This is a genomic window from Helicobacter sp., from assembly GCF_029067145.1.
Classification (GTDB): Bacteria; Campylobacterota; Campylobacteria; order Campylobacterales; family Helicobacteraceae; genus Helicobacter_D.
In genome coordinates this window covers 1-14,714 of record NZ_JAIEFA010000083.1, presented here as the reverse complement: position 1 = coordinate 14,714, position 14,714 = coordinate 1, and the positions used below count along the sequence as shown (strand labels likewise).

Below are 14,714 nucleotides of genomic sequence, written 5' to 3'. Positions count from 1 at the left end.
AAATAATGGATTATTACATTTTAAGCTATTCGCATAAAAATACTGATATTGCTATGCGTGAAGCCTTAAGCTTGGAGATAAAGAATCCTGCGACAAAGGAATTTTTGCAAGACTTGGTTAGCAACAAATTCATCAGCGAAGCAGTGATTCTCTCTACTTGTAACCGCATTGAATTTATATTAAATGTCCAAAATGCCGAAAAAGCAGAGGAATTTTTGCTAGATAAACTTAGCAATTATTCCAAGATTCCGCTCTTAGAGCTACGAACGCGCGCGGATAGTTACGAAAATTTAAGTGCGATTCATCATCTTTTCAGCGTGGCAAGCTCACTAGATAGCCTTGTTGTAGGAGAAACACAGATTTCAGGTCAGCTCAAAAGCGCATTTAAGTTTTCTTATGAGTTAAGCTGTTGCGGCTTATATCTCTCCCGCGCGATTCATTTTGCCTTTCGGTGTGCCGCGAGCGTGCGCAACTCCACAAGCATTTCACAAAACTCTGTCTCCGTAGCGAGTACCGCAGTAGCTAAGGCAAAAGAGATTCTAGGGGATTTGAAAAATCAATTTGCCCTCGTGATTGGAGCGGGTGAGATGAGTAATCTTTGTGCAAAACACCTTATTAACGCGGGTTGTGAGGTTTTAATCATCAACCGCGAAATTCAAAATGCACAGAAAATTTGCGATGAAATTTTTGCCCTCTCTCCAAACGCAAAGATTCGTGCAGAAAGTTTCAAAGACCTTAGCACTTATATCAACGAGATTCCCCTTATTTTTAGTGCCACAGGCGCGCCACATACGATTATTACCTATGATATGGTAGAGGCAAAGGATTGGAATCGCTATTGGTTTGATTTGGCTGTGCCAAGAGATATTGAATGTGAGATTATGGAAAGAAGCGACAAAATCCAAATTTTTGCCGTAGATGATTTAGAAGATATTGTGCGCAAAAACTTAGCCTTGCGCGAGGAACAAGCAAAAATTGCCTATGGAATCGTAGGAAGAGCAACGCAAGAGTTTTTCAGCTGGCAACAAAGTCTCAATGTAGAACCACTCATTAAAACGATTCGCGCACTCGCCAAAGACGCTGCAATGAAAGAACTAAACAAAGGAATTGCGAAAGGTTATTTGCCAAAAGACTATGAAAAAAATATTGAAAAAACTCTCCACAATGCCTTTAATACCTTTTTGCACGATTTGACAATCAACCTAAAATCTGTTGCCAACACGCCCAAAGGCGATAGTGTCGTGGAATCCTTGCGATTCCTTTTTGAGCAGGATACACAAGGCAAAATGTTGGAATCTTACAAATGTGAATACGCTCAAGACAAAACTTTATCCTAAACCACAAGGAAAACTATGCGATTTTCAAAATTATTTCTCCCCACTTTTAAAGAAACTCCTAAAGATGTCGTTCTAAAAAGCCACGAATATTTAGTTCGCGGCGGATTTATCCAACAAATTGGTAGCGGAATCTATAACTTTTTGCCTCTTGGCAAACGCGTTTTAGACAAGGTGCGCCAAATTGTCAAAGAGGAAATGGACAATGCAGGGGCAAATGAAGTCGCACTCGGCTTTGTAACTCCTGCTAGTCTTTGGCAAAAAAGCGGACGATTTGAAAGATATGGCAAGGAACTTTTGCGCTTCAAAGACAGAAAAGACAACGACTTTGTGCTAGGACCTACACACGAGGAAGTGATTACAGAGCTAGTCAAAGCAAATGTGAAAAGCTACAAACAACTTCCGATTCACCTCTACCAAATCAACCTCAAATTCCGCGATGAAATGCGTCCGCGCTTTGGACTTATGCGCGCAAGAGAATTTATTATGAAAGATGGTTATAGTTTCCATTCAAGCACAGAGGATTTAAAACGCGAATTTGACCTTATGGAAGCCACTTATAGCAGAATCTTTACGCGTTTAGGGCTAGATTTCCGCGCTGTCCTTGCAGATAGTGGGGCGATTGGTGGGAGCGGAAGCAAGGAATTTATGGTGCTTGCTAGAAGCGGAGAGGATACGATTTGCGTATGCGATAGTTGTGCTTATGGAGCGAATTTAGAAGCAGCCACGCGCGTTAAAAAACTTCCAAACACAGAAGCTCCTGTCGCTTCGTTTGCCAAATTCCACACTCCAAAGGTGCAAACCATAGAATCTTTAAGCGAGTTTTTCAAGGTAGAACCCTTTTGGACGCTCAAGGCAGTGATAAAAAAAGCACTCTTTGATGGCGGAAAAAGCGCATTGGTATATTTTTTCTTGCGTGGAAGCGATAATTTAAATGAAACCAAAGCCCTAAACGCCATTGCAGGTGCAAACGAACTTGTAGAAGCAAGCGAGGAAGACTTAAAAAGTGCTGGGCTTGTGCAAGGATTCATTGGACCTTTTGCCTTGCGCAATCTCACTGCTAGCCCTTATATTTACTTTGATAAAGAACTAGAAAATGCTAGTAATCTCATCTGTGGGGCAAATGAAGTGGATTATCACTTTGTCGGCGTGGATTTAAGCACTTTTGAAGGATTAGAGCTTAAGGATTTGGTGGAGGTTCAAGAGGGGGATTTCTGCCCTGTTTGCAGAAAAGGCAAACTCTATTTTACTAAGGGAATTGAGGCGGGACATATTTTTCAGCTTGGCACGAAATATTCTAGCGCAATGGAAGCGACATTTTTAGATGAGGAGGGCAAGGCAAAGCCCTTTATTATGGGTTGTTATGGAATCGGAATCTCGCGACTTTTAAGCGCAATCATAGAGCAACACCACGATGAGCGCGGAATGATTTGGACGCGTGCGAGCGCACCTTTTTGCGTTCATCTTATCGTTTCTAATATCAAAGAGGAATCCCAAATGCAAATGGGCGTAAAACTTTACGAAAGCTTGGAAAGCAAAGGCATTGAATGTTTGCTAGACGACAGAGCTGAACGATATGGCGCAAAAATAGCCGATTTTGAGTTGATAGGATTGCCCTTTGGAATCGTAGTGGGCAAAGGCTTAGAAAAAGGCGAAATAGAACTCATAAGACGCAAAAATCTACAAAAGGAATCACTAGGGATTGTGGATTTTGACGCACTGATTTCTAAGATTCTTGAGGTTTGCCAATGCGATTCCTTTTAATTTTTATTTATTTGTTTTTGGAAGTTTTTATTACCTTTGAAATAATTGATTTCTTGGGCGTTTTGGGTTTTGTATTAGAGATTATTTTCAGCGCTATTTTGGGATTATTTATTTTAATGAATTACCGCTTTTTTCTAGGCGACGCCCTTGTGCGCCTTAGAGAAAGAGAAATCAGCTATGAAGCCTTTGTAGGTTCTAATATCTTTAGAATCCTTGGAGCAATTCTACTCATCTTGCCCGGTGGATTAACTGATATTTTAGGGATTCTAATGCAATTTAGTGCGCTGGGATTCTTAGCTGTGAAGCCTTTTATGAAAAAATCCGCTTCTAATTCTACACCCACAAGCAACAAACCTCAAAATAGCGAAATCATTGATGTAGAAGTCATAGAAAAGTAAGGAGAAGCAATGCAAAAACTCATCATCGGCACACGCGGAAGTGTGCTAGCACTTTGGCAGGCAAACCATATCAAAGATTGCCTAGAGGCGCAATACAAAGACATAGAAGTGGAAGTAAAAATCGTCAAAACCAAAGGAGATAAAATCCTAGATGTGCCTTTGGCAAAAATCGGTGGCAAGGGGCTTTTCACAAAAGAATTGGAGGAATTGCTCTTAAAGGGCGAAATAGATTTAGCAGTGCATAGCCTCAAAGATGTGCCGGTGGAATTTGTAGAGGGCTTAGGATTAGCAGCAATCACGAAGCGTGAAGATGTGCGTGATAGTTTTTTGAGCTTCAAATACGCGAGTTTGGAGGATTTGCCAAAGGGTGCTCGTGTCGGGACAACTTCACTAAGACGCACAATGCAACTTAGTGCCTTAAGGGCGGATTTGGAGACGCAAAGTTTGCGCGGAAATGTGCAAACAAGGCTAAAAAAGCTTCAAGATGGGGAGTTTGACGCGATTATCCTTGCGCAAGCGGGAGTAAATCGGCTTGGAATCCACAAAGAAGTGCCTTATATTGTGCCTTTGGATTTTATGATTCCGGCAATGGGACAAGCCGCACTTGGTGTAGAATGCAAAAAGGGAAGCAAAACAGAATCGCTTTTGCAATTTTTAAACGATTCCAAAGCCGCCTTTGAAACCACTTGCGAGCGCGCATTTGTGCGCACACTTAATGGAGGCTGTCAAGTGCCTATCGGCGTCAATGCGACCCTAGAAAATGGAATCTTAAAAGTGCGCTCCATTTTGGGTTTGCCCGATGGCACAGAGATTTTGCGCGAATGTTTGGAAGTGCAGGTAAAAACGCTTGCAGATTGCGAACGCACAGGTGTGCAAATGGCACAAGAGTTTTTGCGACAAGGCGCGGAAAAGATTTTACAAAAGGCGCAAAATTGGGAATTTAAATAATGCAAAACTACCCAATTCTTTTAATTACTACCGAAAACTATGTGCCTTTTGCTGCTTGCTTGATGACAAGCATTATCCATAATACAAATAAAATAGTGGGGGGGGGGCAGAATAAGCCTTATTGCTTCTATGTTTTAAGTGATTCTCTTTGCACTACCACACGACAAAAACTCCTTAAGCTTCAATCCGAACTCTCCGCAATCTATCCTTGTGAGATTCAATGCTTCTTGATAGATGATTCTCCTTTCAAAATTTTTCCAAGTCCTAGAGGAAATTATGTAGGATATTATCTCCTAAAATTTGAAAATATATTGCCAAAAGAAATCCATAAGATTTTATACATTGATATAGATATGTTGGTTTGTTGTGATTTACGCGAGCTATTTGCAATAGATTTAGAGCAAAAAACAGCAGGAGTAGTATTAGACTACTTCAGTGAGCATCATAATCTAAAAGGTAAAAATAACAATGAAAATTTACCCATAGCCAAAGAGTTTTTTAACGCTGGAATACTTTTGATAGATATGAAAAAATGGCGCAACCAAGAAATTGAAGCGCAATTTGAAAATATCGCTTCCTCCTACATTTGGAAACCCTATGACCAAGACTTGTTAAATGCTGCTTTGTTTGGTAAAACAAAATTTTACCCTTAAATTATAATATGCTCGTATATTATTATGCCAACTCCAAGGCACGCGATGAGGGAAAGAAATACAATGTACCCTATACGCGCAAAGAACTTAAATGTTCTTTAAAGAATCCCAAGATTCTGCACTATTATTTAGGCTATAAACCTTGGAGAGACGATAAAGTCTATGTAGATACAAAGGGTGAGTTTCTAGGTAAGTATTGGTGGGATATTGCACAAAAGACGCCTGTTTTCACAGATGAGCTTATGCAGCTTAAAGAATCCGCTAGTCAAGCGAGGGTTCTTCAAGCAGCTTTGGGATTCCTTTTGTTAAAATTTGCGCGTCTTGGGCTTTATTTCTTGCTTCCTATTTTAAGCTATTGGGCGATAAAAAAGGGCTTGGGCAATCAAGCTTCACAAGAAATTCCGCGAGGCAACTACAACCTTTCCATAGAAATAGGCAAAGAGGCAATCAAAGCCTACAACAAAGGCAAGGGACGATTGCTTGCCCTGCCTTTTAGAATCCTAAATTTGCAAAAAAGATTCCAACTCGCTAAAAAGAGATTGGAGGACTTGTAATACCCTCTCTCCGTCCTTGCGAGGAGCAACGCGACAAAAGCAAATCCATAAGATAGAATCTTACCTGAAAGATTCCATTGTAAATGCTCCTGTGAGATTCCAAATTATAGATTGCCACAATTCCACAAGTAAAATCTATTTAGAGTAAAATTTCCATTGCTTCTTTCAAGTTTGCAACCCTATGCGTTGCGCTTGGAGCGTCCTCTATGCCTATCAAAACACGCGTTTGCACGCCTACTTTTAGCCCTGCTTGCATATCTGTTTCTTTGTCGCCCAAAATATAAGAATCGCAATCCTCCAAATGCAAATGAAATTCGCGAATTGCAGATTCTAGCATTGCAGCTTTTGGCTTGCGACAAGCGCATTGCTCCTCTTTGGTATGTGGGCAGAAATAGATTCCGTCAAAACCAATATTTTTAGGCACAAAGCCGCTTTGACGCAAAGGAATCGTAAGGCAAGAGTGAATGCAGTTTTGCATAAACGCACTTAGGGTTTCAAAATCTTTTTGGCTAAAGATTCCACGACCAATCCCCGATTGATTCGTAACCACAAAACAAAGCGCATTTTGCTTTTTAAGCTCTAAAAATAACTCCATAAAATGCGGAGCAAAATAAAACTCCTCTATTTTGTAGCCATAAGGCGAATCCTCAAGATTGACTACGCCGTCCCTATCAAAAAACACAACCTTTTGTTTTGCTCCATTCATCGCGCAAAAACTCCCAAAAATTTCTGCATTCTAATCCCAAAAAGATAAAAGAAAGGCGTATTTGTAAAAGCAAAAATAAATTTCATCAAATAATCCCCCATTATAAGCATTAGCACGCTTGTCCAAGGCATAACAAACAAAAAGGCAATGTGGAAAAATATCATTGTATCCATTGCTTGAGAAAACGCAGTGCTGCCGGCACTTCTAAGCCACCAAATTTTAGGAAATTTGGATTTAATCCAATAAAACGCATAAACATCTAGCTGTTGGGAGACAAAAAACGCACTAATGCTTGCGAGCGCGATTCTAAATTCACTCAAAAACAAAGAGGGGACAAAGGCACAAACAATGCCGATACGCACTACTTTTAGCACTTCTTGCTTGTTATATTTCTCGGCTAGAATATCTGCGAGCAAAAAGGTAAAGGGATAAGTCAGCGCACCAAAGGTAAAAAAATCGTTGATTGGAAACTGCACAAGATAGTTTGAAGCAACAATCAGTGTAGTAAAAATCATCACAGATACGATAATTACGGCTTTAGACATTGACAGACCCTTTAAAATAAAAGCTGTATTTTATACTTTTGGGCTTTAAGATTCCATAAAGCTAAATCTTATGTGTCGGATTCTAACCTGTCGGATTCCACAAGAACGCCGAATCAGCCCTCTATCCTTGCAATTCCTCTAATTTGGCTAGAACTTCTGCACTATGTCCCTTGACTTTAACATTTTTCCAAATGTATGCAATCTTGCCTTGCGGATTAATCAAAAAAGTAGAACGAATCACTCCCTCATATTCCCTACCATAAAGCTTTTTTAGTCCCCAAGCTCCATAACTTTTTAGCACAGACTTTTGCATATCGCTTAACAAAGTAAAATTCAAAGATTCCTTTGCGATGAAGCCTTGATGAGATTTCACGCTATCTGGGCTGATTCCAAGCACCACTGCGCCACGCGTGCTCAAAAGCTCTAATCGGTCGCGAAAATCACAAGCCTCCGTTGTGCAACCGGGCGTTTTGTCTTTGGGATAAAAATATACCACAACCCAACTTCCTTGAAAATCTTGCAGAGAAATTTCTGCATTGTCTTGATTTGGCAAACTAAAAAGAGGGGCATTGTCTTTAATTTTTAATTCCATTTTTTAATCCTTTTTTTATTTTTGATAATTAATTTTTATTGAAACTTTGCAATCCTCAAAGATTTCTAATTTTGTAATTTTAATCCAAAACTCCTTGATTTGCGGAAAGCGCAAAGGAATCTCGCGGTAAAAATAACTTTGTGCTTCCTCTAACAATCCAAATTGTTGCGCAAAAGATTCTTTAATAAATTTCCTCAAATCCCGATAATCCAAAAAGTCCCCCATCTTATCTAAATTCATAGAATTCTCACATTGTGCCTGCATTGTAGGATTCCATATAAATTCTGCGTTAATCAAAATCTTTTGTGTCTTTTCGCGCTCACTTGGCAGAATCCCAATGATGACTTCTAGGACAAAATCCTCTAAGCAAATCGTATATTGTTTAGATTCCAAAGCACAATGAAATGCAGAATCTTGCTTACAATGATTCAAAGTTGAATTTAACATCAATTCCCTTGACCTAGCAGATTAAAAGAATCCAAAATCGCGGAATTAACCGCTTGATTCATCGCAACAATAATTTGATAAAAATTTCCCTTTTGCACCTTTACTTCTTTTTTAAGTAGTTGGCTAGAATCCCGAATCTTCACAAGGAGATTAAGCACCACGATTTCTTGTTTTTCGTCATAATAAAAATCCAAAAGATTCAAAGCAAGGGTTGGAATCCTGCTTTTTAGCTCTTTTGTAGGAATATATCCCAAAGGCTTGGAGGCTTTTAGCACCAAAGAATCTATCATCAAGGGTAGAGGCTCTATCCATTCGTTTCTAACAAAATATTCAATGGCATTTTCATTGATTTTATAAGCAATTTTTTTGCTAGCGATTTTCAAGCTCGCCTCTGAACCAAGATAGACAAAAGGACTGGGATTCCGCACCTTTTTGCCTGTAAATTGTGTCTGATATTGACTTAAAGTCTCTGTATCTAAGCTCAATTCATAGTGAGCAATTCTTGGCAATTCTTTGCCTAAACAGCCACCAAAAACAAAGATAAAAATCAAGATAAAAAAAGTTTTTAAAATTTTATGGATTGTTTGCATTGTATTTCCTTTTTATTCGCGTGGTCCCAAAGCTTGCCCTCGTGTGCCAAACAAAAACTCACTCGGTGCGTTAGAAAAATTTTCCATAGAACTTTCTGCCCTTTGCAAAACCTGCTCTAAAGTTTTGGAGTTTCGCTCTAAATCATACAGAAGTGGCGTTAAAATCGCACGCAAATTATAATCTCCATTAATAATATCGTGATGAATCGCCTCTCTGCTTTCCCCCACACCTTTAATTTCTTTTTGTGCGGAGAGCAGGACGCTATCTACTCTTGGTGGCAAGTTTGCCAAACCTGATAGAGTGCGCTCTATGTTGTCCAAGTTTTTATCACTCAAAAGCCGATTAATACGATTAAGGCTCATCTCCAAGCGGTCAAACACATTTTCTGCCTTGCTTCCAACTTTTTCTAGCCAATTTTCTTGCAAGCTCAAAACCGCCTTTTCACCCTCTTTATAAAACTCTCCTTGCCCTTGCACAAGAGAAAGAAAAGCTCCTCCTGTTAGCCCTTGAGAATCCACAAAAATACGCGCCCCCTCTCTTAAAACAATCTCTTTTTTAATCCAAAGTGTAATCTCTACATCCTCTGCTTCTGTATTAAGTTTGTAACTCTTAACAAATCCAACCGGAAGCCCCAAATATCGCACCTGTGTTTCTGTCCGAATCCCTTTGGGTAAATTCTTGTTATAAAGATAATATTCGTGGTAATCCTTAAGATTCCTATCGTATTTTCCCATCCAAAAAACAAATCCCGCTAATGCAACTAACGAAACAACAAAAAATACACCAAGTAAAACATAATTCAATCGCGCTTCCATAAACTTCCTTAAATCTGATATAAAAACAAATCCAACGATTGTGTTTGTTGTGCCAACTCACGGACACTTCCCTCAAAAAATATTTTTTGATTTTTCAATATTACCATTCTATCCACCGCACCTTTGACGGATTCCATATCGTGCGTTACCATTACGACACTAATCCCCAATAAATCCCTCAACTCCATAATCAAAGCGTCAAAATGTCTCGCACTTTTGGGGTCTAATCCACTTGTTGGCTCATCTAAAAATAAAATTTTTGGATTCAAAGCCAAGGCACGCGCCAACCCCACGCGCTTCACCATTCCACCGCTTAATTCGTTAGGATAGAGTTTGGCAACCTCTGCCTTAAGCCCCACACGCGTAAGCCAAATATACGCTAGAGATTCTATATCGCTAGGACTGAAGTTCGTCCATTCCCGCAAAGGAATCATTAGATTTTCTAGCACACTTAAGGAGCTAAAGAGCGCGCCAAACTGAAATAACACGCCTATATTTAACTTGCATTGGAGCGTGTCTTTGGGATTGAGATTCCAAATATTTTGACCCAAAATCCTCACCTCGCCGCTTGTGGGTTGTTTTAAAAAAATCATTGTATTAAGTAAGGTGCTTTTCCCACTTCCACTTCCACCAAGCAAAGCAAAAATTTCTTTTCTACGGATATTAAAAGAGATTCTATCGTGAATAGTGCGCGTCCCATAAGTCGTTGTGAGATTACGAATCTCTACGATATTTTGGGAGTTTGCATTTGTTTGCGATTCCATTTACCAACCTATTTGCGTAAAGATTACCGAACATAATGCGTCAAACGCAATCACACAAAAAATAGATTCTACCACGCTTTTAGTCGTATGGATTCCAATACTGCGCGTGTCCTTTGCTACGATGAATCCGTGATAGCAACCAATAAGCGCGATAATTAACCCAAAAAATGGAGCTTTGAGGAATCCTATCCAAAAATGTCGTATTCCGACCATTTGCAAAAATCTCTCCACAAACTGCTCGCTACTGATTCCTAATTGTATAGAAGAAACAAGCATCGCGCCGACCAATCCAAAAATATCCGCAATAAAAACCACAAGAGGCAGCGCGACACATAGCGCAATGACGCGCGGTAGAACCAAAAAATTTATAGGATTAAACCCCATCACATTCATTGCGTCAATCTCTTGTGTTGCACGCATCATTCCAATCTCCGCACTAAAGGCGGACGCGCTACGCCCTGCGATGATGATTGCGGTGATAATTGGTGCCATTTCGCGCAAAGTCAGCATAGAGCTCATCTCCACAATTAAAATGCTTGCCCCAAATTGCGCAAGTTGAAGACTGCCTTGATAGGCAACCACGATTCCAATCAAAAAGCAAGCCAAAGAAACAATCGGAATCGCTTTAATCAATGCCTCTTGCACTTGAAAAAACAAGGCTTTTAGGCGAATCGTCGCGGGATTAATAAAACCCACCAAAAGACGATAAACCATTTCACCTAAGAATCCAAAGGTTATCAGCGCGTAATTGCTCCAATTTTTTAGAATCTTAAAAGTATCCAAATGCCAGCGAATTAATTCCTCTGTGATTGCTTCCTTATCGGGCATTTGCTTTTCTTGCAAAAGAGCGAAAATCTGCTGTGTTTTGGGGGAAAGAAGGAGTGCGTTTTGCGAATCCTCAAGTCTAATTTTTCCCTTTTGCTTCAAATCCTCCAACCAACGCAACAAAACTTCCCCGCCACAAAAATCCAAATCAAAATCTTCTCTTAATAAAATATGAACTTTTATGTTTTGTGATTCTTTACCCCCAAAATGTCGCGTAATAGAATCCCAAGTGCTGTCCAATTTATTCAAAACTTGCTTAGAAAGGCTTTTGTCCCAAATACCGCCAAATGTAATGAGGACATTTTCTACTCCTTCATAACGAATCTCCAAACTCGCTAGCATCACACGCCATTTTCAATCATTATTTTTGCTCAAAGACAAAGGGGACACCCCGAATTACTTTGCTAGCAAAAATTTTATCTGTATTTTTGCGCACTTGTGTAAAATCTGTCGCCATTTCTTCTTTGCTCAATTTTCTGTCTTGATAAAATTTGCGTAGAATTTTGATTTTGCCTTTTGTATCGTCTGCTTTAAGTTTTGCGGTTTGATTCATCGCTAATTGCGCCTTAATAAAGGCTTCCTTTTGATGTACAGGCGCAAAAATTAATTTCAAATTCGCTTCTTTTAGTTCAGATTCTATCTCCTCTAATTGTTTGCGACAATAAGGGCAATCCGGGTCTGTTACAACAATATGAGTTGGGAGGTTTTTACCCGTTCCTCTAAGGTAAATGAAATCCTCTTGATTGAAACCTGAAAAAAGTGCGTTGAGTGCCGCTGTATCTTTCTTTTCTTTCGCATTTTCTGCTTTGCGGAGTTCCTCCATAATCATTTTGGAATCCTCCTTGTCTAGGTTCATCATATTACTTAATGCAACAAAGTAACTTCCCTCTTGGCTCACAAGTGCCGGAAAAATATCTCCTCCTTGCGTGCGTCCAATCACAAAATATTGATTTTTGAAGCTTTTAAGCGGTTTTTTGAGTTGCACCTTGACTTCCACTCCCGCGAATCCCTGCACGCTTTTTGTAAAATTTTCCTCAAATCCCGCATTAGCAAAACTCGCTAAACCAACTATCATCGCTGTATTCAAAATAGTTTTTTGCATTATTTGCATTAATATCCCTTATTTAAAAAATCAAAGCGGTATTATAGCATAAATTATTGTCAAAATGTAATTATCATTACACCCTTATACCCGATTTTACCGCTTGATGAGCTTGTAAAATGATTGTATTTTATCCTTACAAGACTATACAAACAAAGCACACAATCCGCAAGAATTTGTGCAGGTTTGGGTGAAAAGATTTGTGCAACACACCCGCACTTGCAAATCTAATCCTGCGAACAGAATCTTTTAACAGAAAGGCGAGTTAGGTTGAAAATCTTAACGATTATCTACCTTTTCTAGCAATAAATCGTGGTGGAGCAAGCGATATTCCGCCATTTCTTGATATTTTGTCTTTGGGATTCCATAGTTTGCATAAGGGTCAATGCTGATTCCTCCACGAGGCAAAAATTTCCCCCACACTTCAAGATAGCGTGGCTGCAAAAATTCTACCAAGTCTTTTAAGATTCTATTCACGCAATCCTCGTGGAATCCTCCGTGATTGCGGAAGCTAAAAAGATAGAGTTTAAGTGATTTGGATTCTAGCATTTTTTTATCTGGGATATACGCAATATAAATTGTCGCAAAGTCCGGCTGTCCCGTAATAGGGCAAAGGCTCGTAAATTCGGGGCAATTAAACTTGACAAAATAATCTCGCTCTGTGAATTGATTCTCAAAAGTTTCTAAAAGGCTTTTGTCGTAGGTGAAAACATATTGCGTTTTATTTCCCAAATGCGTAAGGGATTCTTGGGGGGTTTGCTTCTTTGGCATTTATTTCCTTTGTAATTTTCTTTGCAATTATACAAAAGAATCTTTGCGATTCCATTGTGAATATTTCTTTATGTAGGATTATGGATTTGCGCTGTGTGGGTGAATTTGCTATGCGCAAATGCACACCGCGACTTCTTACGAAGTCTCGCAATGACGAAGTGGAATCTTGATTATGAGATTAGTTTCAAAATAAAACCTATAAAACAACCCACAGCAGAGAGTCCAAAAACTGCATACAAAATGCTTAAAATTGGTATTGTAAAGGGGGAATGCGTGAAACCTCTGCGATTAATCTTAATATCCACAAGGTGCTTTTCAGCCCAATAGGCAATAAACAAACAAATAAAGCCTACGATAAGCAACATTTAATCCTCCTATGCGACAAGCGTTACAATAAAAAGAACAAAGGTTACAATCGCCACCCATTTGAAAAATCTATTGAGAATAAACAACAATCCGATATGATTGTATGGATTTGCCCACTGCCCGCTAATAGCCATATCCGAGCAAATCCCACGCGTAATCAAATACACGATAGCACTAATAATACTAATCACTAAAAGCATACAATTTCCTTGTTTGAGATTAAAAAGGGATTTCATTTTCAGCATCATACACGCCTTCCTTGTTTCTTTCTTTTTCAATCTCCAAAACAAGTTTTGTGTGATAATCACCCCAAAGAAAACTACTATTAAGATAGTCTTCAAGATATTGCTTTTTGCACTTTTTATCTTTTATGTAAATATGTAAATGCTTATAAAGACCGCCATAAATTTTACCATTCCATTTCCCACCCTCAATCGCAATGCGCTCTAAAATAATCTTTTTAAGACGCTCTCTATCCTCATCGGATACTAAACCATCTTCATTATTCCAAATAGATTCTAAATACTGCTCCTCGTCTCCAACATATTCATCAACCAATGACTTTGCACTTATTTCGTTACCAGCGCAGTAGAAATCTGTAAGCTTAATTCGGTAGCTCCCCATTAATACCCCCTCAATTTATATTTTCAATCTTTTTAGGCACTAGAGAATACCTACTCTTATACGCCCAAATTTCAGGAGAATTTTTACATATTTCTAAAATCTGCTTTGCAATTCTTATAATGTTCTCACCAAATTTTCTAGATCCCAATTTATCATTGGGAATAAAGTTTTCAGCAAATTTCCTACCCAAAATGATTCTTTGGATAAGAATCGGGAGCTTATCTTTATCTTTATCCTCAACCTCAATTATCGCCCGATACTCTCGCTCATACCCAAAGCATTTCTTTTTTGTCGTCATTATTTCTATTAAATGCCGTGGAATCTCATCAAGATTATAAGTTGGTGCTTGATTGGTGTATTTTATTTTATACACTTTGCCCTGATAGCTAGGATTAATCCTAAAGTCAATCCGCACACCACAATGAGCATTTGCATAATGCGCCCACATTAAATCCCATTGAACATTTGGGTGAAAATGTGAAAAAGAGCAAATTTTCTTTTTTAATTTTTCGTATCTAATATTTCTTATCACTTCTGCTAATTTTTCATTCTGTTTTTCATCGCTATAAAACCAATATCTACCCTCATCAACATCATTAAATTCTTCAAAATCGGGCATATATAATTCGCTATTTTGCAAAATTTCTTTGAAGTCAAAATTGGACTTATATTTTTCACAATCCCTTTTACTTGGGAAAAATAGCTCCTCGCTTCCTTGTTCATACACGAGCCCTCTAAACTTGCAAAAAGTTAATGTTTTCCATTCGTCTCTTGGAATCTCTAAGCTTTTATCTTGCGCCATTCTCTACTCCACAAAATCAAAAATTCAAAAAATAATTGGGGGGGGGGGGGGGGGGGGGGGGGGGGGGGGGGGGGGGGGGGGGGGGGGGGGGGTGGGGGGGGGGGGGGGGGGGG

21 protein-coding genes are annotated in these 14,714 nt (G+C 39.1%); 7 read left to right on the top strand and 14 right to left on the bottom strand.

Annotated features, from left to right (window positions below; translation table 11 throughout):
• Nucleotides 1-5: 5 nt before the first annotated feature.
• From hemA to K2N75_RS08025, 6 genes are read left to right on the top strand one after another with little or no spacing between them, the layout of a single operon-like run.
• Nucleotides 6-1,337: a glutamyl-tRNA reductase gene (gene hemA, locus K2N75_RS08050; protein WP_297680078.1), complete on the top strand. Its 1,332-nt coding sequence runs from the start codon at nt 6-8 to the stop codon at nt 1,335-1,337.
• Between the two features lie 15 nt (nt 1,338-1,352).
• Nucleotides 1,353-3,098, top strand: a complete 1,746-nt coding sequence (locus K2N75_RS08045) for a proline--tRNA ligase (protein ID WP_297680079.1) — start codon at nt 1,353-1,355, stop codon at nt 3,096-3,098.
• Nucleotides 3,083-3,496 carry an FxsA family protein gene (locus K2N75_RS08040; RefSeq protein WP_297680080.1) on the top strand — a complete coding sequence of 138 codons (414 nt, stop codon included), beginning with the start codon at nt 3,083-3,085 and terminating at the stop codon, nt 3,494-3,496. The genes K2N75_RS08045 and K2N75_RS08040 overlap by 16 nt, the downstream gene beginning before the upstream one ends.
• A gap of 9 nt (nt 3,497-3,505) precedes the next feature.
• Nucleotides 3,506-4,444: a hydroxymethylbilane synthase gene (gene hemC, locus K2N75_RS08035; RefSeq protein ID WP_297680081.1), complete on the top strand. Its 939-nt coding sequence runs from the start codon at nt 3,506-3,508 to the stop codon at nt 4,442-4,444.
• Nucleotides 4,444-5,097, top strand: a complete 654-nt coding sequence (locus K2N75_RS08030; protein ID WP_297680082.1) for a glycosyltransferase — start codon at nt 4,444-4,446, stop codon at nt 5,095-5,097. Before hemC ends, K2N75_RS08030 begins: the two co-directional genes overlap by 1 nt.
• A gap of 8 nt (nt 5,098-5,105) precedes the next feature.
• Entirely contained in the window at nt 5,106-5,651 is a 546-nt protein-coding gene (locus K2N75_RS08025; protein WP_297680083.1) for a hypothetical protein, read from the top strand.
• A gap of 139 nt (nt 5,652-5,790) precedes the next feature.
• Here K2N75_RS08025 and K2N75_RS08020 read toward each other — a convergent pair whose 3' ends face one another.
• The 10 genes from K2N75_RS08020 to queF form a co-directional block, all read right to left on the bottom strand.
• Entirely contained in the window at nt 5,791-6,357 is a 567-nt protein-coding gene (locus tag K2N75_RS08020) for an HAD family hydrolase (protein WP_297680084.1), read from the bottom strand.
• The gene (locus K2N75_RS08015; protein ID WP_297680085.1) at nt 6,354-6,902 is read right to left on the bottom strand and encodes a queuosine precursor transporter; all 549 of its coding nucleotides are present in this window, start codon (nt 6,900-6,902) and stop codon (nt 6,354-6,356) included. Before K2N75_RS08015 ends, K2N75_RS08020 begins: the two co-directional genes overlap by 4 nt.
• 121 nt (nt 6,903-7,023) lie before the next feature.
• Entirely contained in the window at nt 7,024-7,494 is a 471-nt protein-coding gene (bcp, locus tag K2N75_RS08010; RefSeq protein WP_297680086.1) for a thioredoxin-dependent thiol peroxidase, read from the bottom strand.
• A gap of 15 nt (nt 7,495-7,509) precedes the next feature.
• Entirely contained in the window at nt 7,510-7,941 is a 432-nt protein-coding gene (locus tag K2N75_RS08005; protein ID WP_297680087.1) for a dihydroneopterin aldolase, read from the bottom strand.
• The gene (locus tag K2N75_RS08000; RefSeq protein WP_297680088.1) at nt 7,941-8,531 is read right to left on the bottom strand and encodes a hypothetical protein; all 591 of its coding nucleotides are present in this window, start codon (nt 8,529-8,531) and stop codon (nt 7,941-7,943) included. The genes K2N75_RS08005 and K2N75_RS08000 overlap by 1 nt, the downstream gene beginning before the upstream one ends.
• Nucleotides 8,532-8,543: 12 nt before the next feature.
• Nucleotides 8,544-9,347, bottom strand: coding sequence for an MlaD family protein (locus tag K2N75_RS07995; RefSeq protein WP_297680089.1), 804 nt, complete (start codon nt 9,345-9,347; stop codon nt 8,544-8,546).
• An 8-nt stretch (nt 9,348-9,355) separates the two neighbouring features.
• Nucleotides 9,356-10,111, bottom strand: a complete 756-nt coding sequence (locus K2N75_RS07990) for an ATP-binding cassette domain-containing protein (protein ID WP_297680090.1) — start codon at nt 10,109-10,111, stop codon at nt 9,356-9,358.
• Nucleotides 10,112-11,278, bottom strand: coding sequence for an ABC transporter permease (locus K2N75_RS07985; protein ID WP_297680091.1), 1,167 nt, complete (start codon nt 11,276-11,278; stop codon nt 10,112-10,114).
• Between the two features lie 19 nt (nt 11,279-11,297).
• Entirely contained in the window at nt 11,298-12,047 is a 750-nt protein-coding gene (locus K2N75_RS07980; protein WP_245944265.1) for a thiol peroxidase, read from the bottom strand.
• Between the two features lie 270 nt (nt 12,048-12,317).
• The gene (gene queF / locus K2N75_RS07975) at nt 12,318-12,809 is read right to left on the bottom strand and encodes a preQ(1) synthase (RefSeq protein WP_297680092.1); all 492 of its coding nucleotides are present in this window, start codon (nt 12,807-12,809) and stop codon (nt 12,318-12,320) included.
• On the opposite strand from queF, the gene K2N75_RS07970 reads away from it, so the two are divergent.
• Entirely contained in the window at nt 12,803-12,979 is a 177-nt protein-coding gene (locus tag K2N75_RS07970; RefSeq protein ID WP_297680093.1) for a hypothetical protein, read from the top strand. The two genes, queF and K2N75_RS07970, sit on opposite strands and share 7 nt — an antisense overlap.
• Here K2N75_RS07970 and K2N75_RS07965 read toward each other — a convergent pair whose 3' ends face one another.
• Genes K2N75_RS07965 through K2N75_RS07950 form a run of 4 tightly spaced genes read right to left on the bottom strand, consistent with a single transcriptional unit; the run spans nt 12,980 to nt 14,601 of the window.
• On the bottom strand, nt 12,980-13,174 hold the full coding sequence (locus tag K2N75_RS07965) for a hypothetical protein (protein WP_297680094.1): 195 nt from the start codon (nt 13,172-13,174) through the stop codon (nt 12,980-12,982).
• A 9-nt stretch (nt 13,175-13,183) separates the two neighbouring features.
• Nucleotides 13,184-13,375: a hypothetical protein gene (locus K2N75_RS07960; RefSeq protein ID WP_297680095.1), complete on the bottom strand. Its 192-nt coding sequence runs from the start codon at nt 13,373-13,375 to the stop codon at nt 13,184-13,186.
• A gap of 19 nt (nt 13,376-13,394) precedes the next feature.
• Nucleotides 13,395-13,799, bottom strand: coding sequence for a hypothetical protein (locus tag K2N75_RS07955; protein WP_297680096.1), 405 nt, complete (start codon nt 13,797-13,799; stop codon nt 13,395-13,397).
• Nucleotides 13,800-13,809: 10 nt separating this feature from the next.
• The gene (locus K2N75_RS07950) at nt 13,810-14,601 is read right to left on the bottom strand and encodes a DUF2971 domain-containing protein (protein ID WP_297680097.1); all 792 of its coding nucleotides are present in this window, start codon (nt 14,599-14,601) and stop codon (nt 13,810-13,812) included.
• Nucleotides 14,602-14,714 lie beyond the last annotated feature (113 nt).